This is a genomic window from Funiculus sociatus GB2-C1 (assembly GCF_039962115.1).
Classification (GTDB): Bacteria; Cyanobacteriota; Cyanobacteriia; order Cyanobacteriales; family FACHB-T130; genus Funiculus; species Funiculus sociatus.
Genome location: NZ_JAMPKJ010000029.1, coordinates 37,251 through 62,722 on the forward strand (window position 1 = coordinate 37,251; position 25,472 = coordinate 62,722).

The 25,472-nt window shown below is 45.9% G+C and carries 26 protein-coding genes and 1 pseudogene; 12 read left to right on the plus strand and 15 right to left on the minus strand.

What is annotated here, in order from left to right:
• Positions 1-2 precede the first annotated feature (2 nt).
• The 3 genes from NDI42_RS15070 to NDI42_RS15080 all read right to left on the minus strand — a co-directional run bounded on the left by NDI42_RS15070 (position 3) and on the right by NDI42_RS15080 (position 1,144).
• Positions 3-479: a Tic20 family protein gene (locus NDI42_RS15070; protein WP_190455099.1), complete on the minus strand. Its 477-nt coding sequence runs from the start codon at positions 477-479 to the stop codon at positions 3-5.
• A 135-nt stretch (positions 480-614) separates the two neighbouring features.
• The gene (locus NDI42_RS15075) at positions 615-812 is read right to left on the minus strand and encodes a hypothetical protein (protein ID WP_190424194.1); all 198 of its coding nucleotides are present in this window, start codon (positions 810-812) and stop codon (positions 615-617) included.
• A 197-nt stretch (positions 813-1,009) separates the two neighbouring features.
• Entirely contained in the window at positions 1,010-1,144 is a 135-nt protein-coding gene (locus tag NDI42_RS15080) for a hypothetical protein (protein ID WP_277873965.1), read from the minus strand.
• On the opposite strand from NDI42_RS15080, the gene glyA reads away from it, so the two are divergent.
• The 5 genes from glyA to aroQ all read left to right on the plus strand — a co-directional run bounded on the left by glyA (position 1,138) and on the right by aroQ (position 5,747).
• A complete protein-coding gene (gene glyA / locus NDI42_RS15085; protein WP_190455101.1) occupies positions 1,138-2,421 on the plus strand; it encodes a serine hydroxymethyltransferase in 1,284 nt (427 codons plus the stop codon). The genes NDI42_RS15080 and glyA overlap by 7 nt on opposite strands.
• Before the next feature lie 211 nt (positions 2,422-2,632).
• Positions 2,633-3,691: a glycosyltransferase family 4 protein gene (locus NDI42_RS15090; protein WP_190455104.1), complete on the plus strand. Its 1,059-nt coding sequence runs from the start codon at positions 2,633-2,635 to the stop codon at positions 3,689-3,691.
• 6 nt (positions 3,692-3,697) lie between these two features.
• Complete coding sequence (locus tag NDI42_RS15095; RefSeq protein WP_190455107.1) at positions 3,698-4,948, plus strand: competence/damage-inducible protein A; 1,251 nt, start codon at positions 3,698-3,700, stop codon at positions 4,946-4,948.
• Positions 4,949-5,136: 188 nt separating this feature from the next.
• Positions 5,137-5,277 carry a hypothetical protein gene (locus NDI42_RS15100; protein WP_190424186.1) on the plus strand — a complete coding sequence of 47 codons (141 nt, stop codon included), beginning with the start codon at positions 5,137-5,139 and terminating at the stop codon, positions 5,275-5,277.
• Between the two features lie 8 nt (positions 5,278-5,285).
• Positions 5,286-5,747, plus strand: a complete 462-nt coding sequence (gene aroQ / locus NDI42_RS15105) for a type II 3-dehydroquinate dehydratase (RefSeq protein WP_348231422.1) — start codon at positions 5,286-5,288, stop codon at positions 5,745-5,747.
• A gap of 108 nt (positions 5,748-5,855) precedes the next feature.
• Here aroQ and NDI42_RS15110 read toward each other — a convergent pair whose 3' ends face one another.
• Positions 5,856-7,214 carry a mechanosensitive ion channel family protein gene (locus NDI42_RS15110; RefSeq protein WP_190455110.1) on the minus strand — a complete coding sequence of 453 codons (1,359 nt, stop codon included), beginning with the start codon at positions 7,212-7,214 and terminating at the stop codon, positions 5,856-5,858.
• Between the two features lie 271 nt (positions 7,215-7,485).
• On the opposite strand from NDI42_RS15110, the gene NDI42_RS15115 reads away from it, so the two are divergent.
• The 3 genes from NDI42_RS15115 to NDI42_RS15125 all read left to right on the plus strand — a co-directional run bounded on the left by NDI42_RS15115 (position 7,486) and on the right by NDI42_RS15125 (position 11,968).
• Positions 7,486-8,169: a hypothetical protein gene (locus NDI42_RS15115; RefSeq protein WP_190455113.1), complete on the plus strand. Its 684-nt coding sequence runs from the start codon at positions 7,486-7,488 to the stop codon at positions 8,167-8,169.
• A 211-nt stretch (positions 8,170-8,380) separates the two neighbouring features.
• On the plus strand, positions 8,381-9,274 hold the full coding sequence (locus NDI42_RS15120) for an ADP-ribosylglycohydrolase family protein (protein ID WP_190455115.1): 894 nt from the start codon (positions 8,381-8,383) through the stop codon (positions 9,272-9,274).
• 255 nt (positions 9,275-9,529) lie between these two features.
• A complete protein-coding gene (locus tag NDI42_RS15125) occupies positions 9,530-11,968 on the plus strand; it encodes an HD family phosphohydrolase (protein WP_199311145.1) in 2,439 nt (812 codons plus the stop codon).
• A gap of 52 nt (positions 11,969-12,020) precedes the next feature.
• On the opposite strand, the gene NDI42_RS15130 is transcribed toward NDI42_RS15125, so the two are convergent.
• Positions 12,021-12,944, minus strand: coding sequence for an alpha/beta fold hydrolase (locus NDI42_RS15130; RefSeq protein WP_190455121.1), 924 nt, complete (start codon positions 12,942-12,944; stop codon positions 12,021-12,023).
• Between the two features lie 212 nt (positions 12,945-13,156).
• Here NDI42_RS15130 and NDI42_RS15135 point away from each other — a divergent pair, with 212 nt between their 5' ends.
• A complete protein-coding gene (locus NDI42_RS15135) occupies positions 13,157-13,960 on the plus strand; it encodes an Rpn family recombination-promoting nuclease/putative transposase (RefSeq protein ID WP_190455124.1) in 804 nt (267 codons plus the stop codon).
• A gap of 27 nt (positions 13,961-13,987) precedes the next feature.
• Here the strand turns inward: NDI42_RS15135 and NDI42_RS15140 are convergent.
• The 3 genes and pseudogenes from NDI42_RS15140 to NDI42_RS15150 all read right to left on the minus strand — a co-directional run.
• Positions 13,988-14,152, minus strand: a pseudogene (locus NDI42_RS15140) (HAD family hydrolase); the annotation flags it as partial.
• A gap of 163 nt (positions 14,153-14,315) precedes the next feature.
• Positions 14,316-14,543, minus strand: coding sequence for an HAD family hydrolase (locus NDI42_RS15145; RefSeq protein ID WP_190455130.1), 228 nt, complete (start codon positions 14,541-14,543; stop codon positions 14,316-14,318).
• 12 nt (positions 14,544-14,555) lie between these two features.
• The gene (locus NDI42_RS15150; protein WP_190455132.1) at positions 14,556-14,726 is read right to left on the minus strand and encodes a hypothetical protein; all 171 of its coding nucleotides are present in this window, start codon (positions 14,724-14,726) and stop codon (positions 14,556-14,558) included.
• Positions 14,727-14,776: 50 nt separating this feature from the next.
• Between NDI42_RS15150 and NDI42_RS15155 the strand changes: the two genes are divergently transcribed.
• Positions 14,777-16,276 carry a CIA30 family protein gene (locus tag NDI42_RS15155; protein WP_190455135.1) on the plus strand — a complete coding sequence of 500 codons (1,500 nt, stop codon included), beginning with the start codon at positions 14,777-14,779 and terminating at the stop codon, positions 16,274-16,276.
• Between the two features lie 425 nt (positions 16,277-16,701).
• On the opposite strand, the gene NDI42_RS15160 is transcribed toward NDI42_RS15155, so the two are convergent.
• The 6 genes from NDI42_RS15160 to NDI42_RS15185 all read right to left on the minus strand — a co-directional run bounded on the left by NDI42_RS15160 (position 16,702) and on the right by NDI42_RS15185 (position 23,343).
• On the minus strand, positions 16,702-17,565 hold the full coding sequence (locus tag NDI42_RS15160) for an ABC transporter permease subunit (protein WP_190455137.1): 864 nt from the start codon (positions 17,563-17,565) through the stop codon (positions 16,702-16,704).
• A gap of 228 nt (positions 17,566-17,793) precedes the next feature.
• Positions 17,794-18,366, minus strand: coding sequence for a 5-formyltetrahydrofolate cyclo-ligase (locus NDI42_RS15165; RefSeq protein WP_190455140.1), 573 nt, complete (start codon positions 18,364-18,366; stop codon positions 17,794-17,796).
• Between the two features lie 166 nt (positions 18,367-18,532).
• Complete coding sequence (locus tag NDI42_RS15170; protein WP_190455142.1) at positions 18,533-19,477, minus strand: GDP-L-fucose synthase family protein; 945 nt, start codon at positions 19,475-19,477, stop codon at positions 18,533-18,535.
• A gap of 101 nt (positions 19,478-19,578) precedes the next feature.
• The gene (gene gmd / locus NDI42_RS15175) at positions 19,579-20,658 is read right to left on the minus strand and encodes a GDP-mannose 4,6-dehydratase (RefSeq protein ID WP_190455145.1); all 1,080 of its coding nucleotides are present in this window, start codon (positions 20,656-20,658) and stop codon (positions 19,579-19,581) included.
• Between the two features lie 637 nt (positions 20,659-21,295).
• Positions 21,296-22,045, minus strand: a complete 750-nt coding sequence (locus NDI42_RS15180) for an undecaprenyl-phosphate galactose phosphotransferase family protein (protein ID WP_190455148.1) — start codon at positions 22,043-22,045, stop codon at positions 21,296-21,298.
• A gap of 149 nt (positions 22,046-22,194) precedes the next feature.
• Positions 22,195-23,343 (minus strand): glycosyltransferase, encoded by a 1,149-nt coding sequence (locus NDI42_RS15185; RefSeq protein ID WP_190455152.1) that lies wholly within the window; start codon positions 23,341-23,343, stop codon positions 22,195-22,197.
• A gap of 385 nt (positions 23,344-23,728) precedes the next feature.
• On the opposite strand from NDI42_RS15185, the gene NDI42_RS15190 reads away from it, so the two are divergent.
• Both NDI42_RS15190 and NDI42_RS15195 read left to right on the plus strand, forming a co-directional pair.
• The gene (locus NDI42_RS15190) at positions 23,729-24,013 is read left to right on the plus strand and encodes a beta-barrel domain-containing protein (protein ID WP_190455155.1); all 285 of its coding nucleotides are present in this window, start codon (positions 23,729-23,731) and stop codon (positions 24,011-24,013) included.
• Positions 24,013-24,837: a SirB1 family protein gene (locus NDI42_RS15195; protein WP_190424154.1), complete on the plus strand. Its 825-nt coding sequence runs from the start codon at positions 24,013-24,015 to the stop codon at positions 24,835-24,837. Before NDI42_RS15190 ends, NDI42_RS15195 begins: the two co-directional genes overlap by 1 nt.
• A gap of 15 nt (positions 24,838-24,852) precedes the next feature.
• Here the strand turns inward: NDI42_RS15195 and NDI42_RS15200 are convergent, their stop codons facing one another.
• Positions 24,853-25,302 (minus strand): SRPBCC family protein, encoded by a 450-nt coding sequence (locus NDI42_RS15200; RefSeq protein WP_190455177.1) that lies wholly within the window; start codon positions 25,300-25,302, stop codon positions 24,853-24,855.
• Positions 25,303-25,472: the final 170 nt, after the last annotated feature.

Below are 25,472 nucleotides of genomic sequence, written 5' to 3' on the forward strand. Positions count from 1 at the left end.
TACTAGCGCACTTGCGTGTAAGCTGCCTCGGAAATGGCGGGTATTTCTCCGTAACGTCCCAGTATTGACTGGACAACTGAATAGCCGCAGGCTACCAGTGTTCCTAAAAAGACTACATTGACCAGCGTTTCTGTGATTAAGTTAGCGCCGCCTAGCGCTGGAAGTAAAATCCCCAAAAGCATACTGCACAGAAACAGCAGGATATCTAAAAGTATTGCCTGCATGGTGTTGAAACGAATAAAATGGTTAATGTTTTCGTTTCTAACTACTCCTAAGAACAAGGCAAAGAAAATTATTAAGCTAGCAAAAGGTATATTGTAAATTGCTAACAAAGGTGACAGCGGCGTGTAAATAAGGCCAAATACAGGAAACTGTCTAACCAGAAACAGACGAAAAGGATACGCCGAAAGTAAAGGCAGTATATAAGGAAGGCAAGAAAAAATCCGGTCTTTGGTTGTTGTTGAACCACGCCAAGTCATCGTGCGTTCTCCTGTTGTAATGTTATTAATCGCTAGTTCTTACTAAGTTCAGGATAACGCACACAGCAGGTCAATCATGTTGGGGCTGCGTGAGGCGGATCTTTCCCCCAGATGGTTCCGGGGTAGTGATCGCGCTCATTTAATATTGGCAATCCGGAAGCCCATGAGACACTCGTATTGCTCCGGTTGATTTTCCGTCAGCTTGTGAATCGATTGACCACAGCCGAGTTGTCCTTTCCGCCAGCGGGGTTGACCGCTAGAGTCTGCTAGTAAACAGTTCTGACAAACTTGCTTGGGAGAGAGAATTTGTTCATCCGTAAGAATGACTAACATTTGACACCTCCCTTAAGAGGCTTATCCGCTTTCCTCAATTTTAAGCCAGGTTTTCGGGAATATATGGTAAATTAACATACACCTTAATGTCTTTAACCCTTATAGTCTTAAAGTTTTAATATGTTCTGTTGCCAGGTAAGGTATTTTTAGGAGAGACGGAACTCCGTAGAATCACTGGTAGAGTGTTAACAGAAAGGTCAGGACGGACGCGACTCCAACAGCATTAAAATAAAAGACTCAGGAAAATACAGGCGCAAGCCAGAAAAGAAAGCATCCGAACTAAAGTAGGAAGCGATCGCTAACAGTATCTCTAGGGGTTTACTCCGTGACAAAAACTAACTTAGACTTTCTCGCCCAAACCGATCCCGTCGTTGCCGAGTTTATTGGGCAGGAACTCCAGCGTCAACGCGACCACCTGGAACTGATTGCCAGTGAAAACTTTGCCTCAGCAGCGGTTCTGGCAGCACAAGGTTCCGTCCTGACGAATAAGTACGCCGAAGGCTTGCCTGGAAAGCGTTATTACGGCGGCTGCGAGTTTGTAGATAAAATTGAGCAACTGGCCATTGACCGCATTAAACAACTATTTGGGGCGGCTCATGCCAACGTACAACCCCATTCCGGGGCGCAGGCGAATTTTGCCGTTTTCCTGTCGCTGTTGCAGCCTGGAGACACGATTATGGGAATGGATTTGTCCCACGGGGGACACTTAACCCACGGTTCGCCAGTGAATGTATCGGGAAAGTGGTTCAAAGTTTGTCACTACGGTGTCAGTAAGGAAACAGAGCAGCTAGACTATGACCAAATTCGGGATTTGGCGCTGCAACATCGTCCTAAGCTACTAATTTGTGGTTACTCAGCTTATCCGCGAGTGATAGAGTTTGAGAAATTCCGCGCGATCGCAGACGAAATTGGGGCATACCTGTTAGCCGATATCGCCCACATTGCCGGGTTAGTCGCGACAGGACATCACCCCAACCCCCTCCCCCACTGTCACGTCGTCACCACGACCACTCATAAGACCCTGCGCGGTCCCAGAGGTGGTTTAATTATGACCAATGACCCGGAATTGGGTAAGCAGCTAGATAAAGCCGTCTTCCCCGGCACACAAGGCGGGCCTTTGGAACACGTTATTGCTGCTAAGGCAGTTGCTTTCGGGGAAGCACTGACACCAGCCTTTAAAACGTATTCAGGGCAAGTGATTGAAAATGCCCGTGCCTTAGCCGCCCAGTTGCAAAAACGCGGCTTTAAGATTGTTTCTGCCGGCACTGACAATCATTTGATGCTAGTAGATTTGCGTTCCATCGGCATGACTGGCAAGCAAGCCGATCATCTGGTGAGCGGGGTAAATATTACCGCCAACAAAAATACCGTTCCCTTCGATCCAGAGTCGCCTTTTGTAACGAGTGGCTTGCGGCTGGGAACGCCTGCAATGACAACTCGCGGTATGGGAACAACGGAATTTACCGAAATTGGCGATATTATTGCCGAACGGCTGCTGAATCCGGAAGACGAAGCAGTAGCGGCTGCTTGTCGGCGTCGAGTTGGGGCATTATGCGAAGTCTTCCCCCTATACCCCCATCTAACAATTCCTGTCCCAGCTCTAGCTTAGTTACCAGTCATTGGCCAGCGGTCAGTATCAACGGACAACTGACCCCTGACAAGAGACAAATGACGACTAACTACTGACGTTTACCGTCCCAAATGTAGTAGACTCTGCCTGACGCCTTTTTTAAAGGATGAAAGATCAATAGCGATTAGTTAACAGCTAACAGCTTTTTTGAATTATCCTTTGTGATGTCTCGCACCCTACTAAATTTCAGATGCCTCCCCAGCTATACCATCTGGTTGCCTTTCTCGTCTCTGCCTTTGTTGTCCTCTGGACGACACCCGTTGTCAACAAAATTGGCTTGCAAAAGGGATTGGTTGATTTACCCGGTGAACGCAAAGTCCACAAGCAGCCGATAGTGCGAGTGGGAGGTATCTCTATCTTTGCAGGTACCATAATCGCCCTGCTGATTGTTTGGGGAACCGGGGGATTTGGCACTCTCAGCGCAGATAAATCCTCCGAGATTTGGGGAGTCACTGTTGGTGGTCTAGGCTTTTTCCTGATTGGGCTGGCCGATGACTTGTTCAGTCTTTCGCCCTTCACGCGGCTGTTTATGCAAATAATCATTGCTAGCTGGGCGTGGCACTTCGGCGTCCAAATTGACTTTCTCACAGTTCCCTTCGCTGGGCTTGTCACGTTGCCAGACAGTATCAGCTGGCCGATCACAGTCATTTGGCTGGTAGGTATGACCAATGCCATTAACTGGATCGATGGTTTGGACGGTCTAGCTGCTGGAGTTTCTGGTATCGGTGCCGTGGTGATGCTAATTGTAAGTTTGTTTATGAACCAACCAGCAGCAGCCCTAATTGCGGCAGCGCTTGCTGGCGGCGCACTAGGATTTCTGCGATATAATTTCAACCCCGCCCAGATTTTTATGGGAGATGGGGGAGCCTATTTTATGGGCTTTACTTTGGCTGGTGTCGGGGTGATTGGCTTAGTGAAAAGCACCGCTGTCACCGCTGTGCTATTGCCCTACTTAATTTTAGCTGTGCCGATTGTGGATATGTCAGCCGTGATTGTACAACGGCTGTTACGCGGCAGTTCCCCTTTCATTGGCGATAAATTCCATCTACATCATCGGTTACTGCAAGCTGGTCTGCCACAACGCTTGATAGTTTTGTTTATCTACGCTTTAACTCTGTGGGTGGGAAGTCTGGCGCTGGCTCTGGCTAAGGTACCCAGCGGACTAGCTTATGCTTTTGGCGCAACTTTGCTGCTGGGTTATACCAGTTGGCAAGTTTGGCGATCCTCCCGTGTCAGAGGCGAAGAGTAAAAAGTTATGAGTGCTGAAATTATTTGTGTTGGTACGGAACTGCTACTAGGCGATATCCTCAACAGCAATGCTTATTTTTTGGCGCAGCAACTAGCATCTCTGGGAATCCCGCACTATTATCAAACGGTGGTGGGAGATAATCCAGAACGTCTCAAGCAGGTCATAGAAATTGCCCTGCAAAGATCGCAAATCTTAATTTTTACTGGTGGGCTTGGCCCGACTCCGGATGACCTGACAACGGAAGCGATCGCGGACTTTTTTGGCGTGCCCTTGCTGGAAAACCCGGAAATTATCGAAGATATTGCTCGGAAATATGCCCAGCGGGGGCGGCAAATGACACCCAGCAATCGCAAACAAGCCCTGATGCCGAACGGTGCCTCAATTTTACCCAATCCAGGCGGTACAGCCCCTGGCATTATCTGGCAACCGCGCCCACGATTGACGATTCTCACTTTCCCTGGTGTCCCCAGCGAAATGCAGCGGATGTGGCAAGAAACCGCTGTACCCTATCTCAAAAGTCAAGGCTGGGGCAAAGAAATTATCAAAAGCCGGATGTTAAGATTTTGGGGAATTGCTGAGTCGGCCTTAGCTGAAAAAGTTTCTGCTTTTCTCAATTTGCCCAATCCCACGGTTGCTCCTTATGCTGACTTTGGAGAGGTACGCTTGAGAATTTCCGCAAGGGGGGAATCGGAGCCCCAAGCGCTGGGACTAATTGAGCCTGTAGCGCAGCAATTGCAGCAGATTGCAGGGCTGGATTATTATGGCAGCGACACTGACACTCTTGCCTCTGTGGTGGGGCAGTTGTTGCAAGCAGAGGGTGAGACGCTTTCGGTTGCGGAATCTTGCACTGGAGGCGGCTTGGGGCAGATGATCACGTCTATCGCCGGAAGTTCTAGTTACTTTCTGGGCGGTGTCATTTCTTACGACAACTCGGTGAAAATTTCCCTTTTGGGTGTCAATCCAGAAGATTTATCCCAATTCGGTGCGGTAAGCGATGTAGTTGCCACAGCGATGGCGGTTGGGGTGCGATCACGTCTCTCCACTACGTGGGGGCTTAGTATAACTGGTATTGCAGGCCCAGGTGGAGGTACGGATGCTAAGCCAGTTGGCCTTGTCTACATTGGATTAGCAGGGCCAAATAACATTGGGTCAAGTTTTAAGTACCAGTTGGGTCAAACTCGAGAACGTGACTCAATTCGCTATGCCAGCGCTTGTAATGCCCTTGACTTGCTGCGGCGAAAATTGCTGACCCGCTGAACCTCTTATCAGTCTTTTGACTGATAGAGGATACTAAAACACTCTTCTATGGTGGGAGAGAGATGCTATTTCCTAATGTGCTAGGGTTAAAATAATAAATCTTATTAGTACAATAGGATTTAAGAACTGTCAATTTTGCCCAGTTGTAAACTATTTATCCTGGTTGTATTGCAGGAGCCGTCAGTACAATGGACTACATAGAAAACGTGTTGGAAAAGCTTAAAGAATGGGCGCGGAAGCTCATCGAAACGCTGCTAGGGCCGGAGGCTGAGCCGGAACCGGAACCAATTCCAATACCCGTAAACGAGCGATCGCGCCAAAGACGTTAGTGTAATACGTGACTCATAAAACTTTGGGCGCTGTAAGTGTTTTGGTACTGCACGGGCCAAACCTGAACCTGCTGGGACTGCGAGAACCAGGGATTTATGGATATTTAACGTTGGATGAAATTAACCACCTGTTAGAGCAAGAAGGGCAAACGCTACAGGCGAAACTTTCTATCATCCAGTCGAATCACGAAGGTGTCTTAGTTGATGCCATCCAGAACGCTCTGGGGCAGCACCAAGGCATTTTGATTAACGCAGGGGCGTACACTCATACAAGCGTAGCCATACGAGATGCGATCGCGGCTGTGAACCTTCCCACAGTTGAAGTGCATCTGAGTAACATTTATCGCCGCGAAGCTTTCCGGCATCATTCCTATATTGCACCAGTGGCAATTGGGCAAATCAGCGGCTTTGGTTCACAAAGCTATCTGCTTGGACTACAGGCGTTGATTCACTATCTCAAAGAAAATTAAAAATTAAAAGTCTAAAACTTTATTATTTTTTAATTTTCCATTATATAAGGACACGGCTGTGCCGTGTCCTTATTTTTGCAGGCAAGATACCTGAGCTACAGATGAGATTTATCGCATCGGGTTGCCATTAGAAAATAACCGCTGAGAATCGCGATCGCCAGCAGCGTCATTTTGGGGATTGCGAACCAGCACCGTATAAACTTCCGTTGGGATCTCAATTCCAGCCTTGTGCAACGCCTCTTTAATTGCCTGATTAGCGCTAGAAGTAGTCTTCAGAAACTCTAACCGTCGGGAATTTACCCAAAAGCGTATTTCCATACCCACACTGCCAGCAGCTAGTTCTCGAACCAAGACTTCTGGCGGTGGGTTCGACTGCACCCCTTCAACTTGGACAACAGCATCGGTTATGACTTGCGTAGCCGTATTGATATCTGCCTTATAAGTAATGCCCACCGTTACCGAACTGCGCCGATACGAGTAAGCAGTGTTATTAGTAATACTCGCTTGAAAAACCTCTTGATTAGGAATATAAACCTTTCGCCCATCATAGGTATTCAGGGTTGTAGCCCTCAGTTGAATTTGGGTGATGGTTCCCTCAAATTCCTTAATCACTACCTGATCACCTAACCGGAAAGGTCTGCCTGCAAGTAAAATCATTCCAGAAATGTAATTACTAAAAATTTCTTTAAGACCAAAACCGATAGCAACGCTAGTGAGTCCCACCGCTCCTAGTAAAGCTCCAAAGTTGAGTCCCAAGACACCTAGAGCAACTACTGAGCCAATTACCCAAACACCACCGTATCCCACTCGTCCTAAGAGGATTTCAGCACTGCGATCGCCTTCAGTCTTTTGCGCCCATTTTAAGGTCACGTAACGCACTCCCTTGGCAAATCCCCAAGTAATGCCTATCACCACCAGCGTCCCTAAAATTGACGGCAACTTGCTTATCGTGTCGCGCAGCAAATCCCGCACAGTAATATATAGGCGCTGTCCGACATCAATGGCTAGAGACGGTTTCTCAAAAGCCCCATTCAATTGCCTCGCCCACCTCTCGGCAAGCACTTCTACAGGCAAACCGAAGTCGCGGGCATCCTGTTGAGTCACTGTCATCAAGACGCGGTTATTCACTTGTAAGGTGGCGATTTTCTTTGGATCGTCGGGCTTGACGGCGACTTGCCCCAAAGCTTCGGGTTGTGCCAGTACGCTAGCAATACGCCGATTGATAATTTGTGATCGCTCCTTAGCACTAAGTCCGGCCAAACTTCCGACTTGAAAAACTGGGTATCCTCTGACTATGACATCAGCAAAATAAAGTTCTTCCCCGTAAACCCTTACAGGTGTAGGTTTCGACGTAGGCATCTCTTGGGTTCCAGCTGGAGTTGCTGTAAACAAAACGCCAGTGATGACGATTAAAATCTGGAAGCGATGTATTTTATTGCGAGTGGAACGATGAAAAAAGTTTTTCATGTCAATTCCAAAGGAGAACCCACATGACAATACATTAAGTTGTTGGCATCTGACTTCTGACGCGAGACAGGTTTTACAGCGATCGCATCTAAGAATTGAGTAATTGATTGATAGCTAAGTGTAGCTCATGCAGTAAATACACACCTTTTGATAGATGGAAAAAGTCTGCTTTTAGCTATTAAAACATTATTTTTAATAAAGTGTAATAAGTTACAGGCATTAAGCAACTATGGCAGTTTAATTTAACTAGAAACATTCAAAGGTGAAAAATATGCTTACTGCCAATAAAGGATTTATTCCAGAAGATTTATTTAAAGCTCCAGAATATGAATTAGCTAAAAACCATAATAAAGAATTACCTGATGTTGAAAAAATCGCTACCAGAGCCAGATATTTAGATTCCTTGGCACCAATTAGCGCCATTCAAGTTTTTGAAGAAATACCTGGCATCAAAAAATCTACTATTTTACTTAATACAGAAACTTTCTTTGAGGTTTGGAATGTTATCCCAGATCGGGTATTACTTCCTGAAGATTTGGAGTTTCTTAAACAAGACGCTAATCGCGTTGAATCAATAGCTAAAAACCTGCTTTGGTTAGGTGAATCTTGGATAAGTTCACAAATTTTTGAGAAAAAGCTAAAAGTTGAAAATTGGGAAGATGTGCAAAAAATAGTGAATAGATACGAATATGAGTATGAGTTTATAGATATTGTTGAGGTTCCTTATAAAGTTAGTTTGAAACCCCATAAAAATAAATTTGGAGAAGTTAATAAATATTGGGGCGTGTATCCTACTTGTTGGAATATATCTCTAAATAGAACTCGCGGCTTTAATGGGTGTTACATCATAAATGACTACAATTCATCTTACAGCTTTAATATAGAGGTTTGGGCGGGAATCCCGTTTTTTAGGAACGTCAAAACTGGAGAAGTAGTAACGCTAGAAAATTTATAGAGAAAATGCAATCGCAGTTTCTCTAGTTAGATGGTTCCAGACTAAGAATCATCAGCTGACCCATCTGACTTTCTTGGATAGCGAGGACTGGGCGCTAGATGCCTTATTTGCGGGAAAGGCTGGAAAAAGATAAATCCAGCCGCCGCGTTCCATGAGTAAACGGCAAGCTTTAGGCTTTTATGGATTGGCTGCGTAGTCTACCATAGAAATCATGCGCTACTCACTTTTAAGTCGATTTCGCGCCACCTTATTGGGGGCTGCAATTGGGGAAAATTACGCCTATAAAGGCAAAAAACAGCCGCAGCATTCTTCTGGCTGGGGCAAAATCGCGGTTTTGGGTGCAGAAAGCTTAATTAAGCAATCTAGATTAGATTTAGAAGATTGGTATCGCCTCAAAAGGGAATTTTTGGAACCAGAGGCGATGAATCCCGTCTCTACAGAAGCAATTATTTCGACGTTAACTGTCGTGTTATTTTCCCACGAGTATAAAGCGAAACTGCGGCAAAACTTGCAACAAGTTGCCAGCGTTTTTTCAGACGAGCCAGAATTGCAGGATGCGGTGTTGGCGGTGGGATATGCGATCGCGCAATCTCTCAGAGAAAAATTGAATCCCGCCACATTAATTCCCAAAACCCTCGACTTTCTAGAAAATTCCCAGACACCTCTGGTGGAACAACTGGGTGCAGTTCAAATATTATTAGAGCAGGGTGCTGGCTTAGAGATGGCTGTAACCCAACTGTGTCGGGATGCTCAGCCAAATAGTACCCCAATTGCCTTAGCCTTTTACTGCTTCCTTAGTACCTTAGAAGATTTTCGACTGAGTGTCGCCCGTGCGGCTCGTAGCGGCTATCAAACCCAGATTACCTGCGGTTTAGTCGGTGCAATGTCTGGAGCGTATAACACTACAGGGGGCATTCCTGTGGGATGGCGGCTACCTTGTAAACAGCATTGGGGAATCACGTCAATAGCCCAATTGCTGCAACTATCCGACCGCCTCTTTGGCGTTTGGTCTGGTGTTTATGATCCTTCTACAGATGTAGAGACACAAAATTTTGCGTCTCTAAGTAGCGCTGTGGCAGCTCCGCGCGTAATTCAGCCACGTTAACTTTTTTTAGTCCCAAGAATAGATGCCAAGATTATAGTTGGTAAAAGGAAATCAAATCTGATAAGATTATTTCCCCACAGGGGGCTAGGCATTCCCATCGGAGTTCTGTAAGGTAGGAAGAAGCCAACAATCGGGTGCCGCCTAGAGGTAAAGATTGCTGTTAGATGCCTTGAACCCAAGCAAAGTTAGCTCCCTCTCACCACGCCTGTCGCCTGAAACGGCAGTCATAACCATACTATGAAGACGCTTCAGTCATTGACACATCAGCTTGATCAATGGCGGCGAACGAACCAGCCTATTCGCAATCTTTTTCCATCCCGCTCATCTCGTCGAGCAGCAGATGGATCGGCGCGAGGCTTGCGGCTAGGTATTGATTCTACACTTCGTAGGCGAGGAAACCGTCCCAAGTTCGTTTGGATGCTGGCAGTGGTGTCTCTCACGGGGACGATGGGACAACGCTTTTACAATGCTCCGAAGCTGGATGTCGGCAAGACAGCTCCTCAAACCATCCGCGCTCCCTATGATGCCAGCATTGAGGATTTCAAAACTACGGAAGAAAAACGCAAAGCTGCTCGCACAGGTGCTGTACCAATCTTGATGGTAAATCAAGATGTCACTCAACAAGTGTACGAGGATCTGGAGCGATCGCTTCGCACCGCGGACGACCTTCGACAAATCGCCGGGTTTTTTCCTTTAGTTCCGGCTAATGTATTGTCATATCCCACGCAGATTGCCCTCCGTAAATGTCCGGAATGGGAGTGGCGGGGTGTGCTGGCAGCAGTTAACACCGATATGGATGTTAACCAATCTCAGTTGGGGTCATTGCCTGATGCCGATAAGCAATTAAATGCTTCTACAGCACCAGCTGCGGTTGAACTCCGAGCCTACTATAAGACGGCTAGCCCGGAACAGTTTTCCATCCTGATTGATACAATTACCCAAGCACGCGATCGCTACGACAAGGCTTTAGCTGCGCTCTCAGAAACAGACAAAGCCAGAAGTCGCTACGATGTTTCCCTGCTTGACTTATCAAATGATGTCTGGCAAAAAACCCAAACGGGAATCCTGCAAGCTGCCGAACGCATTCTTACCCAAGGCATTCCTCCAGGCTTACCTGACAGTATCTTACAGGAGGCGCTGAAAGTCCATCTGCGTTCGTTGGTTCCCATCGAAGCTGAGCCTGTAGCCAACCAGTTGTTGCTTTGGGCGCTGCGACCTAACTTAACCGAAGATCAAGAACAAACGAAATTATTCGCAGAACAAGCAGCACAAGCTGTAAAACCGCAAATGGTGATGGTGCACAAAGGCGAGGCGATTGTCCGAGCTGGTGAAGTAATTTCTCAAGCAGATTTTGTGCTGTTAGATTATTTCAAATTGAGTCGCCGGGGCATCAGTTTGCCTGGTGTGCTGGGGTTTGGGATTCTCATCTCTGGTGCTGTTGGTACTTTCTGGCTGGTGGAACGCCGATTTCACCGGAAAATGCGGCAACGAGATCACCTGCTGGTGTTGCTGCTAACTTTGAGTACGCCAGTGCTGGTGAGTTTGGGTATTCGCTACACGAACTTGGCAGCTGTTGGTTTACTGGTGGGCAGCTTTTACGGTTCGGCCTTGGGCATCACGGTTGTGGGGCTGCTGAGTGCCGTATTACCAATTAGCCTGAAAATCGGCTGGGATTATTTGCTGGCTGGTATTGCGGGTGGGATAGTAGTAAGCCTGTTGGCTGGGAGAATGCGATCGCGCGAAGAATTGGCTTTTGTAGGTGTTGGCGTAGGATTAACTCAAAGCACTGTCTACCTAGTGGTAAATCTTATCTTCAGTGCAGCTGCTGGTTCAATTTGGTACACCGTCCTCCAAGAAGCTGCTTTATGCGGTCTTTCCGGTTTAGCTTGGAGTATTGTAGCCCTTGGTCTTAGTCCCTATCTTGAACACGTCTTTGACCTGGTTACACCGATTCGTCTGGCAGAACTTGCTAACCCCAACCGTCCCCTGCTGAAACGATTAGCTGCTGAAGCTCCCGGAACCTTTCAACATACCCTGTTCGTGGCTACGTTGGCAGAAGCGGCAGCCCGGAAACTCGGTTGTAACGTGGAACTCGTCAGAGCGGGTACACTCTACCACGATATCGGCAAAATGCACGACTCATTAGGATTTATTGAGAATCAGATGGGTGGGCCAAATAAGCACGATGAGATTAATGACCCCTGGAAAAGTGCAGCAATTATCAAAAAGCACGTTACCGAAGGTGAGGTGATGGCGCGGCGGTGTCGTTTACCAAAAGCGATTCGGGCGTTTATCCCGGAGCATCAGGGAACAATGCTGATTGCCTATTTTTATCACCAAGCGCAGCAAATCGCCGAAAAAGACCCCAGTAAAGTTGTGCGGGAGGAGGATTTCCGCTATGACGGCCCAATTCCCCAGTCGCGAGAAACTGGGGTGATGATGTTGGCGGATTCCTGCGAAGCGGCGTTGCGAAGTCTCAAAGAAGCCACACCGGAACAAGCGCTAGCGATGATTAACAAAATCCTCCGCGCCCGTTGGCAAGATAACCAGTTAGTAGATTCTGGGCTAACGCGAGAAGATTTAACCTGCATTGCCCAAGTCTTCGTGCAAGTCTGGCAACAGTACAATCACCAACGCATTGCTTATCCTAAATTAGTGGTTAATTCAGAGAAAAGTTGTCAGGCATCAGTTTGAAATAGCTAATAGCTAAGACTATTGGCTAATTGCTAGAAAAGGTTATTTACTATTAGCCATTAGTTGCTGACAGATAATGTTGTAATAATCCAATTACTAACTCTGGCTGCTCTAAATGCGGTAGAACTCCTGTTCCCGGAACTGGTTGAAACACGGAAATTGCTTGTTTATTTAGCCCAGCTAAACGCCGCCCCAGTCGAAGCTTAGTAAATTGCGCTTCCTCTCCCCAAAGAACGTAAGTGGGAACTGTCAGCTGTTGAATATATAGCGACAGGTCAAAATAAAGGTCGCCCCGCAAAAATGCTAATGCCCCATATTCTGCATTCGGCTGTTGCGCTGATGCCAAAAAAGCCTCTACCATATCTTGAGAAACTCGCTCTGGCTTGGCAAAGAGAAACCGTTCCAAAAAGTTCCTCACCGACACTTCATTCGTCGCCCCAAGCGTATAAATCAACTTATCTAATATGGGGGTGCCAATTACCTGAAGGGGTAGTCTGCGCCCCGCATCTTGCCCAAAGTCGGCAAACCCAGACGGACAAACCAAAAACAGTGTCTTAAATAAATCCGGGCGTTGAATAGCAAGGCGAATAGTAATAGCAGCGGTCAGAGAAGAAGCTACCACCTGTAGCGGCGCAAAGCCTTGCTCTCCCGTCGAGATAGAAATCTTTTCCAGAAACTCAGTTAGCGTCTTGAGATAGTCTGCAACTTGGTAATCTCGAACTGGATGAGCCGACTGACCCCAGCCTATCAAATCCGGAGCTAACACGCGGTAAGTGGTAGCAAAAGCTGGGTACACCTTCGACCACTCATAAGCAGACGATCCTCCACCAAAGCCATGCAGGAAGATTAACGGCGGCAAATCTGCACCTTGTCGGGATAAGGACCAAGGTTGGTCTAGTGCGCTGTAGTAAACCATTGATCCCAGCGAGGTTTCGATAACTTTTTGTTCAAAGCCGAGAGGTTGAAACTGAAGCATGGTTTGCAACGAATGATCTTACTGACATTTTGCCTCAGTAAGATAGCGATCGCTACCCCCGGAGTGCCAATTACCCTTTTCTGTAACTACTATCAAGTGCCGCGATGCAATTTTAAAATTAATATGGTGCTGAACCAAAAATGAAAAGAATTATATTTTATACTTAACTGGTAAAATTCAATAATTCTAGCGATTATTTAATAATTTAACTTGTGCGAACTGATAAAATATTTTATAGCCTATTTCAGGAATTTCCTAGCATCTTTTTTGAACTAATTGGCGATACAAGTGCAGATGCCGCTGCCTATCAGTTCACCTCGGTTGAACTCAAAGAAACAGCTTTTAGGATTGATGGGGTGTTCGTCTCAAATCTAGAAGCTCCTGTTCAACCAGTTTACTTTGTAGAAGTCCAGTTTCAACAAGATTCAACTTTTTACAGACGCTTCTTTGCAGAAATCTTCCTTTACCTGCGTCAAAATGAATCTGTTAACTTTTGGCGTGCCGTCGTTATCTATCCTACTCGAAGTATAGAGACAGACGACGAAGAACCGTATCGGTTGCTACTAGAGAGTACGCAAGTACAGCGCGTGTATTTGAATGAGTTGGGGGACGCAGCAGAAAGCTCTCTGGAAATTGCAGTTGTGCAGTTAATTGTGGAAAGCGAAGCTACAGCAATTAACCGAGGCAGAGAGTTGATTTTGCAAGCGCGTGAGGAACTTGCGGATGAAGCAACTAGGCGAAAAATTTTAGAATTAATAGAGACTATTTTGTTGTACAAATTTACCCGGCTAAGCCGCGAGGAGTTGGCGCAGATGTTGGAAATAGACGACGAATTCAGGCAGACAAGGATGTATCAATCCATCAAGCAGGAAGGCTTGGAAGAAGGCAAAATAGAGGGTAAGTTAGAATCCGTGCCTGGGTTGTTGGCATTGGGGTTGAGTGTGGAACAAATAGCAGGCGTATTAGGTTTGACTGTGGAGCAAGTACAGCAAGCATCCGATAATAAGTCTAGCTGATAGCGATCGCATCTATCACCTGCCAGTTCAAAGATCAGCATCGCCATAGGTTTGTCGCCAGCTTTGGGCTTGCTGAAATTTTACGCCTGCTTTTGCAGCTGCTTCTCGGTCTTCACTGCGATCGCCTACCATTAAAACTGAGACAGGCGAATATTTTTGGATAACCAAATTTAGCATTCCTGGGTTTGGTTTGCGAAAATTTCGGCTCTTCCGTACCTAATATGCTAATCTGCCTCCTGCGATGCCCAAAATTGTTACTTAGCAGGAGTTTTGGGCATTATTTTAAATTGTTTTTGGCGGTAGAGGCGCTAAGAAGCCCCAAAGGTTTCTATTCCAGGCTTTTCAGCCCTTTAAACTAATAGTTTGGCATACCAAGTAATGAAGAACCAAAATTTCCAGACTCGGGATGCTTGCTGTAATTAAGAACTTGGTTTTTCGTTACGCAGAAACACTTTTTACCATCAAAATCTGGAGAGAAATAAATTTCTTCGATTTCTGGCAATAATTCCAGCGTGTACTGCTGTTCTTTGATGCAACTTTGGAGGGATTTTTTGCCACTGGCGACACCAGCTTGATTTGTCACGCCGACAATTTTTCAACCAGTAGCGGCGAAATATGCGATCGCATTCTCAACACCTTCGATAATCTGTTGATCGCGCGGACGCTGGATAAACTTATTACCTGAGAGCGGTTGCCTCACAGTACCATCCATGTCCAATATTAATAGGTTTATATCTGCGGTTATTTCTCGATCTTCCTGCTCCATGCCTCAATCTTATCTGTTATCAAAAAGATATATGTGCATTTGAGAATAAAATGTCAAATCAAAACAATCGCTCTAAATGGGATTTTGGCAGATTTTTGCAAACCCTTGCCTATTTCGAGGTTATCCCTTTCCTCAGTTGTCTACAGCGGTTATTTCAAGGTCGTGCCAAGGATAATAAGGACAGACCTACTGGAGAAAAGCGCGTGGGAGTGATACTGGTAGCAGGGGCGACAGGCGGAGTCGGTAAGCGAGTAGTGCGACGACTGGTTGAGCGGGGTTATAGAGTGCGATCGCTTGTCAGAGATGCCCATAGAGCAAAGGAAATACTTGGCGACAATGTGGAACTGTTCGAGGGAGACATCACCATCCCAGAAACTCTCACTTCCGCAATGATGCAAAACGTAACAGCCATTGTCTGTTGTACGGGTGTCAAAGTGCAGCCAGTCGAAGGCGACACGCCAGATCGAGCTAAGTATTATCAAGGTATTAAATTTTATATGCCTGAAGTCGTGGACAAGCCCGAAATTGTAGACTATCAAGGCATTAAAAACCTAGTACAAGCCGTCTCTGAGCAATTTTCCTCCCATAATAAAGGAGGAGCTGACGAAAAACGGATATTTGATTTTACCAACCCATCGGATGACATCAAAAATACTTGGGGTGCAGTGGATGATGTTGTTATGGGTGGCGTGAGTCAGAGTGGTATCCAACTGGTTGAAAACACTGTACTATTTGCTGGAAACGTGTCAACCGAAAACTCCGGCGGCTTTGCTTCAATTCGCACGAAAAACTTCGAGTCACCGATTGATTTAGCTGGTTACGAAGGTATAGAATTGCGCGTCAGAGGCGACGGAAAACGATATAAATTCTTTCTCCGTACAGAAGCTAAATGGGATGGAGTTGCCTATAGCCATTCCTTCGATACCGTAGCAAATACTTGGATTAATGTTTGCGTACCTTTCGCGGACTTAATTCCTGTATTCCGTGCCAAAACTTTGACAGATGGAGAGCCAATCAATTCCAGTAAAATTTGCTCATTTCAATTCATGTTGAGCAAGTTTGAATACGATGGTGGGCTAAATCCCAAATTTTCTCCCGGTGGCTTTGCCTTACAAGTAGAATCCATCAAAGCTTACGGTGGTGAAACTTTACCTCAATTTATCATGATCAGTTCAGCAGGTGTAACTCGTCCTGGCCGCCCTGGAATTAATTTAGAAGAAGAACCGCCAGCGGTGAGAATGAACGAGCAACTCGGAGGAATTTTAACTTGGAAATTGCGCGGAGAAGATAGCGTTAGAGAAAGTGGAATCCCTTACACAATTATCAGACCTTGTGCGCTGACTGAAGAACCAGGAGGCAAACAATTAATTTTCGAGCAAGGCGACAACATCCGGGGGAAAGTGAGCCGAGAAGATATTGCCGATTTGTGCATACAAGCCTTAGAACAACCCAAAGCGTGTAACGTAACTTTTGAGGTGAAAGAGGGAGAAAATAGCGCTGACTCCCTAGACTGGCAAAATCTTTTTTCCCACTTGCAACCTGACAGGTAGGAGATTATGACAAAATCTTCACAGGACTACTTCCTTCTATAGTTTCCTGTCTTTACCCTGCCTTTTCAGCGTCTGCGATAGCTCGTTTTTCTTGTAATCTAAGCCTACCCACCCACAAAATCTCAACCCTCAAAAAGAAAACCCCAGGCTTATCGCCTGGGGCAAACATCAGGGTGCATCTACTAATCTTTGTTTCCATTAGCAAGGTAGTCTCCTCCGGAAAACTCCAGATTTATTTTTTGCCGATGGTTCACCGGATGCGGGAAATGGTTGCGCCTGCCGCTGAATATAGCGGTAGATCTTATCCTCTGCGTTTAAAGGGCTAGAATCAACCGCAGAGGATTAGGAGAGACTGGAATTATTCGTTTCTGTCTTGGAGTTGATTCCATATAAACCCAAAAATACTCCTTGCTTCTAAAAAGTCGTTAACCTTTAACGCCGCTGCCAGTATCTGTCGCCACAATGTAACGCTGCAAGAATAGAAAAACTAGCAGTACTGGCGCAATTGAAATAACACTCCCAGCGGCAATTAATCGCCAATCTAGAGAAAATGTCCCGGCAAGATTAGCAACACCCAAAGGAAGAGTGTAATATTCTGGCCTATCGAGGACAATCAAAGGCCAAAGAAAGTCACTCCAAGAACCAATAAAAACAAAAAGAGCCAAGCAGACCAATGCTGGACGAATTGCTGGAAGCATTACGTGCCACCACAAGCCTAACTCAGAACAGCCGTCCATCCGGGCAGCTTCTTCGAGTTCTTTGGGGACTCCTTGAAAAGCTTGGCGCAGTAGAAAAATTCCAAAGGCAGATGCAACGCTTGGCAAAATAACGCCCAAATAAGTGTTTCTTAAACCCAGTTGCACCGTCAAAATATACAGGGGAATCATCACTATCTGGAACGGAATCATGATAGTAGAGACAACTCCGGCAAAAATCATGTCGCGTCCCCGAAAATTTAGCCGCGCTAACGGGTAAGCGGCGAGGGAGCAAAACAGCAAATTTAAGCCCACTGTCAGGACTGCAATTAGGGTACTGTTAAACAAATACTGCCCAAAGGGATTTGTTTGCCAAACTTGCACAAAGTTCTGGAATGTCGGTTGGCTTGGCACCAACTGGGGTGGAAATTGAAAGATGTTTTCTGATGGGGATTTGAGGGATGTGCTGATGAGCCAGATCAGAGGGAAAAGCATAATCACCGCGATCGCTCCCAAGATCCCATACATCCACACAGTTCTTATTTTTGAGTTCTTAGCTTGGTTCTTCGGTTTTTTAGCCTGGTAATTATTCATCTACAATTACACTTTATATTTCCAATTAATGGTCATCTCTAAATTATCAACTATTGCGCTTTTACTGCCGAAAATTTGCTAATTATTTTTCTACAAATACTTGCAATTAACATTGTTATGTCATATTATGTGAATGTATTGGTCTAACCAAATGCTTGCTAAAGGTAGGTGGTTAGAGCGCAGAGGACAATGTCCTCTGCGCGGAAATCAGAAATTTGGAGATTTGATTCATCGCATTATCCTCAAACCCGTTTCTGTACAAACGCCATGCAAGGGTTTATCCCATTCATCAATAGGTAATTTGGGCGAAAAAGCAAATTCAAATGCAATCCCTATAGTCGGTTTGTCCGCCCACGGAGATGAACTTAGCAAGCGATCATAATAACCACCACCGTAACCTAAGCGATATCCGCGAACATCACAAGCCACAGAAGGTACAAGAATTAAATCAACTTCATCTGGTTGCAAAATGGGAGCATCTGGGCGCGGTTCAAGAATACCATAAGCTCCCTGGCTCGTCGATTCTCCAGGTGTGCAGATATGCCACATCAGGGAATCGCCAACACATCGGGGAAATCCCCATCTGCGATTATCTACAAATAAAGGGCTGAGGTCTGGTTCCTGTCGAAAGCTGAAGTAAGCGAGGACAGTTTTAGCCTGAGTAAATAGAGGCGAGGATTGCAGGTAAGTGCAGATGCGATCGCTATTTTCTCTCCATTTTCTCACAGGCATAAATTGCCGTATTTTGAGAAGCGATCTCCGTAATTCTACTTTATCTAGTTGATTATCAACTTTGTTCACAAGTTCTATGGATAGGTTGGTTGTGAGATTATACTAGCTTCCATCTTAGTGTCTCCCTATCCTAGGAGGCTTGCTGTGCGCTCGGTAAGAAGATTTTGGATACTGTCAACACAAAAACCCGTTTTGTTAAACAAAACGGGTTTTTCACACTCAAAATTTTTTCGACTTACTCTGCGTGTTGTCGATACCACTCAATGGTATTTTTTAGACCTTGCTTGAAGTCAACTTTGGCGGTGAAGCCAAATTCTCGGCTAGCCCGTTCGGTATCTAAACAGCGGCGCGGTTGACCATTGGGCTTATCTGTTTCCCAAACAATTTCACCCTCATAGCCCATTAGTTCGCAAATGAGTTCTACCAACTCCTTGATGGAAATTTCATAACCTGTTCCCAGGTTCACGGGTTCTGTACCATCGTAGTCCTGCGTACCCATGACGATACCCAAAGCAGCATCAGTTGAGTAGAGAAACTCGCGGGTAGGACTACCATCGCCCCATACAGGTAGATGCTTATCTCCTCTAATTTGGGCTTCGTGTACCTTGCGAATCAAAGCTGGGATAACATGGGAACTCTTGGGGTCAAAGTTATCTTCTGGGCCGTACAAGTTTACTGGCAACAGGTAAATACCATTAAAGCCGTACTGCTGTCGGTAAGATTGGAGTTGAACTAATAAAGCTTTCTTAGCAACGCCGTAGGGGGCGTTGGTTTCTTCCGGGTAGCCATTCCAAAGGTCATCTTCTTTGAATGGCACTGGTGTAAACTTGGGATAAGCGCAGATAGTGCCAACACAGGTGAACTTTTGGACACCAGCTTGATAGGCGGCATGAATCAGCTGAGCGCCCATCATCAAGTTGTCATAGAATAATTCAGCAGGTTTTACCAGATTCAAGCCAATGCCGCCGACGTGGGCTGCGAGGTGAATCACGACATCCTGGTGTTCGACAGCGCGTTGGCAAGCTTCAAGTGATCGCAAATCATAATCGCGCGATCGCGGTATCGTAATCTTCTCTAGGTCTGCCCCTGCTAACCTCAGCTGTTCCACCACCTGACGCCCCAAAAAACCAGCCCCACCCGTAACTAGAATCCGTTTATTGCTCAAATCTAAAGTAGCCATATTTCTTACCATCCTCCCCTAAATTTTTGGATATCTGCTAAAAATTATGAGTTATGAATAAACTCATAACTCATAACTCCTAGCTCCTAACTTTTAACTCTCTAGTCGTGCATACTACCGGCAGCCTGGCGAATCGTAGCCATATCCAGAGGGGAGTGGGAACCGTTACCGTTAGGTGAAGTTAAGCCTAAAGCTTGCATATCCCCTTCCACCATCAAATGAACTAATTGTTCAAAAGTAACAGAAGGTTTCCAGCCTAGTTTCTCTAGAGCCTTAGTCGGATCGCCGATGAGTAACTCCACTTCTGCTGGACGCAGGTAGCGTTCGTCAAACTCTACATAGTCATGCCAATCCAAATTGACGTAATTAAAAGCAACATCTAGGAATTGGCGAATTGAGTAAGTTTCTCCGGTTGCTACCACGTAATCATCCGGCTCCTCTTGCTGGAGCATCAGCCACATTGCTTTTACGTAGTCTTTAGCATAGCCCCAGTCCCGCTTGGAATCGAGATTACCCAGGTAGATTTTTTTCTGTTTTCCGGCAATGATGCGAGCGATCGCTCTGGTAATCTTTCGCGTTACAAACGTTTCGCCCCGGCGCGGACTCTCGTGGTTAAATAATATCCCGTTACAGGCAAATAAGCCGTAAGATTCCCGATAATTTACCGTTTGCCAGTGAGCATAAACCTTGGCACAAGCATAAGGACTGCGGGGGTAAAAGGGTGTCGTTTCCTTCTGAGGCACCTCCTGCACCTTACCAAACATCTCAGAAGAACCCGCCTGATAGAAACGTACCTCAATCCCGGTACGCTGCTGGTAGTCTCTAATTGCTTCCAACAAGCGCAGCGTCCCCATTCCCACCGCATCGACAGTATATTCCGGCGAGTCAAAGCTGACCCTTACGTGAGATTGAGCGCCCAAATTGTAAATTTCTACTGGCTTGACTTCCTCTAAAATCCGGCGCAGGGTGGTGCCATCAGTTAAGTCGCCATAGTGCAGAAACAACCGCACGCCCTCTTTGTGAGGGTCTTCGTACATATGGTCTATGCGGTCTGTGTTAAACGTAGAAGTCCGGCGGATGATACCGTGAACCTCATAACCTTGCTCAAGCAATAACTCACTTAAGTAGGAACCGTCTTGTCCAGTAATACCTGTGATTAGTGCGATCTTGCGTTGCGTCATACTTAATCTTCCCTATAGCCTCTGACCAAATAATTGTCTTGACAACAGCTCTAAATTCTCTTTTGATTTTCTCTCGCCATCTACGAGAGCTAACAGCACCCAATTTTGTGAAAAATCCCTCTATCAGTAGAGGAAATCCCTAAGTCACTACTTAAGTTAACTCAAAATTTCTCGGAGAACATCAGGAATATACGTAGAGTATGCCCAGAATCAAAATAAAACTTACGTATTTCGACGGTAGACTGAGAATTTTCCAGGTCTAGGGTGGAGAAGAGATCAGCACAGGGGAGAAAACTTTAGTTATAAGAATGCAACTTGGTATATAAAAAATGCCCACACTAAAATCTACAGCCCTTCTGCGGCAGGGAGAAAAGCTGTAGCGGTCAAAAGCAAGGACTACCAGCAAATTAATAAATTGCTGATAATCAGCTAACGCCATGTGCAACTAAGATAAGCCCCCTTTCTTGCCCGAAGATTTGGGGAAAGCGATCGCTTTCCCTACGCCCTGTCTTGCGGGCGCTTTTTAAGCTCTTTTGGGGAAGCAACACATGAGTTGGTCTGTTCTTTCGATCTCCCCTAGCCCCCCATAAATTGGGGGGGTATGAGCTGTAAAGTTGCACATCGGGTCAGCTATTTTTCAGTAGGCACCATTGTCTTTGGGGGATATGACAATGCCAATCGTTTTTATCACCACGCACAGATCCAGCCAGAAATTCCTGGCATTGACGTAATAGACATCTATCTGCACTCGGCGGGGATAGGGGATATCGTTGCGTCCAGAAACTTGCCACAATCCGGTAATTCCAGGGCGAATCATCAACACTTTATCAATTTGATTCCCGTATTTTGACAGTTCCTCTGGAACTAGAGGTCTTGGCCCGACAACGCTCATGTCCCCTGTGAGCACGTTCCAGAACTGGGGGAACTCATCCAGGCTAGTCACCCTTAGGAATTTACCAATCCAGGTGATCCGAGGGTCATCTTTGAGCTTGAAATTGTCCTCAAATTCCTCACGCAGATCCGGTGATGTTGCAATCATTTGCTCCAACAGCTCATCTGCATTCACCACCATCGTTCTGAATTTGATACACCTAAAAGGCTTATAGTCTTTCCCCACGCGTTCCTGAATATAAAAAATCGGACCTTGCGAGCTGAGGGCAATCAGCAAGGCCAACAGCAGGTAAACCGGAGAAAACAAAATCAAAACCGATAGCGAAAACACAACATCAAAACATCGTTTAACGGAATCTCGGTCTAGACGTTGTAGAGAGAGGTCGCGGTGTTTGCTCAAACCTCTTTGTCTACCTATCGGCGTCAGTGGGTGAAACCCTCGTTTCACCAGCGCCAATAACGTCTTGCCGGAGATAAGTTGGCTCTCGGCAGTCATCTTACTCCTTCACATCACACCACACAGTCCCGATCATAAAGCCACAAGACACCTGAAGACAGCGAATTGTGTTCTTAGAAGTGGAATTTAAGTCACCACTCACCAGTTATTAGTCATTAGTCCTTAGCAATAGAGTAACTAACTAAAGACTAATAACTGCGAACTAAGGATGATTGAAATTCCTGTAAACAGCGCTCCACAAAGGCTAGGTATAACGCCTGAAAGGCCGGAACAGCAAACTGGGCAGCGTTTAACCGAGCCTTCTGAGGATTAAACGACTTCTGGGAGGCCTCGAAAGTTTCTACTGCTTCTATCAAAGCCGCTTCTGTTTGGGAGGGGAAAAATAAGCCAGTTCCCTTGGTCGGGTGTTGCCGAATATCCAAGACAGTTTCTAGCGCCCCGCCAGCACCGTAGGCAATTATTGGAGTGCCGCAGGCTTGAGCTTCTACCAACGCTATGCCAAAATCTTCACAGGCTGCATACACAAACGCTTTTGCTTGCGCCATATACCTCTCAACAACGTCATCTGGCTGCGGCCCTAACACTTTTACATTTGGTTGCGCTAGCTGGCGCATCTTGTCAAGTTCGGGTCCAGTACCAATCACTACTAGCGGGTGTCCTAGTTGGTTAAACGATCGGATGATTAAAGATACTTGCTTGTAGCTCACCAGCCGGGAAACGGTAAGGTAAAAATCTTCTTTTTTCGGCTGAAAGGAAAATCGCTCGATATTGACTGGTGGATAAATTACTTCCGCAGGTCGGCGGTAGCAGCGCCAGATGCGACGAGCTGTGTGTTTGGAGTTGGCAATAAAGTAGTCAACTCGGTTGGCTGAAACTACGTCCCACTGACGCAGCTGGTGGAGCAGATACCGCGTCAGGATGCCAGGAACGCCGCCTCCCAGTCGGCTACTATTCAGGTAGTCAAAGGTCAAATCCCATGCGTAGCGCATGGGCGTGTGGCAGTAGCAGATGTGCATTTGTTGCGGACTGGTGAGGACTCCTTTAGCGACGGCGTGGGATGAGGATAGGATTACGTCATAATTGCGTAAGTCGAGTTGTTCAATGGCTAGGGGCAGCAAAGGAAGATATTTTTGTACGCCACTACTAGCCTGTGGAAAATGTTGCAGGAAGGTTGTACCTATGGGGCGCTTGAATAAATAACTTTCGGGATTGGTAGATTCAAAGTCAATTAGGGCGTAGAGGTCGGCATCTAGTGAAGAGAGGATTTCTCTGACAACGAGTTCCGATCCTCCGGTGGCTTTGGGGGTCAACCACTCATGGACGACGGCATATTTCATAAGTTTTTACTTTTGAATTTTGAATTTTGAATCTTAACTCAAAACTCATAACTCAAATTCACGGCTATGGCCATAAAAAATATTGACTTTATACTCATTTTGTACGACGAACAAGCGATCGCTACCTGAGTTAAAGCATCGCTCTTGATTTCGGCAGTATAAACCGATGCAATGACATAAGTGCCAATGTTAATACCTGGAATGGCGAAGAAAGACCAGAGGTGAGTCCACTCGTGCCACTACCAATCAGGGAAATGGGGTCAGGTGGTGCGGGAAGCTGAAGCGATTGCCAAAATTCCGCCCAGCAACACCTCTATAGTAGTTAAAACTTAAAGCTCGCGTTTTCCCGGAGGATATTCGTATTGCGGTTGGTCAACAGGTCTAGATGCGAGTTTGTGCCTATCCTTATCCAGATTACGGTACGCTCAAAGGGAAAGTGAGTGCGATCGCTCCCGATGCCACGGCTCCTCAAAGCAACGAAACTACTACATCTGGGGCCGTTTTGCCTTTTTACGAAGTGACCATTCAGCCTCTAAAAACAGAATTAAACAAAGGCGCTCGCCAATATACCGTCCAACCAGGGATGGACATTACAGCAGATATTATTTCTAGAGAAGAAACTGTACTTACATTTATCCTGAGAAAAGCAAGGTTAATCACAGATTTATAATGAATTTTTCATCAGCACGTCAATCTTTTTACCAGGAAATCAATCAGCCAGATGAGCAAATCAATCTGGCAAAAGCCGCCCTGGATATTGCACAGGAAGAGTATCCAGACCTCGATCTAGAGGAATATCTTAATGCTCTCGATACTATGGCAGCTGAGGTACAAGAACGCTTACCTGCCGAACGGTATCCGATGCGGACGATCCAAACTATCAACCGATATCTCTACGATGATTTGGGTTTTATCGGTAATACAGATGATTACTACGATCCGCGCAACAGCTTTTTAAATGATGTCATCGACCGACGCACAGGCATCCCACTTACCCTAGCGCTAGTTTATCTGGAGATTGCACGGCGGATAGATTTTCCGATGGTGGGTGTGGGAATGCCGGGACATTTCTTAATTCGCCCAGAATTTGAGGATGTAGGAATTTTCGTGGATGCTTTTAATCGCGGCGAGATTCTATTTGAGCAGGATTGCAAAGAGCGACTTGCCCAAATTTATCAGCAACCAGTGGAGCTACAAGGGAATTTTATCGCCCCAGTGAGTTCCCGGCGCTTTTTGACGCGGATGCTGACGAATCTGAAAATGATTTACATGAACCGCCAGGATTTGCCAAAAGCGCTTTCTACAGTCGAGCGAATTTTGCTGTTGTTTCCAGATGCACCAGTGGAATTGCGCGATCGCGGTCTTTTATACTATCAATTGGGGCGTTGGGCAGAGGCATCCCAGGATTTGAACATTTATTTGGCAATGCTTCCCAATGCTGAGGATGCGCCTTTGATTCGCCAGCTGCTGAAACATTTGGGCGGTGATGGCTAATAGCTATTAGCTAATTTAATTCTTAATTTCCTCTGCGACTCGTTTGAGGCGTTGCAGTTGAGCTTGCATATCTTTTTGAGTCCAGGTAGTAGCAAAGGTGTTAAAGCCAAAGCGTACTAAGGGGTTGGGAATTTCAAACTCAAAGCGATTTAGCAAGAGGGTTTTCTGGGAGACGGGTTGACATTCCCAGCGATCGCGTCCTTTAAAATATCCTTCAAATCCCCAGACTATCAGCCCCGGTTTCCGCTCCACAATTGTACAATTTAAGCCTAACCGCAACACCGGAATTTGAATAATAAAGCGACATTTACTTCCTAAATCCGTTCGCCACTCCCCCACTGGTTCGCAACGCAAAACTGGATTCAACCATCGGTGCATCAGGGCGTTGTCAGTAATGCACTGTTCAACCACAGTTGCACTAGCATTAATTTCGATAGATTGCTCGAATACTTGGGGATGTGCCATATTATACAGCTTACTCTTTGATGAGTATAGCGATCGCGCTTGAGTATACAGCGATTGCATAAAAGCGGAAAATTTGCCTATTTTTAAGCATTAATTATCTATAAAGATAGATTCATAACATCTGGTGGTAACTTATATCTATCTCATCCTGTGTTAAATGGTTCTTTACG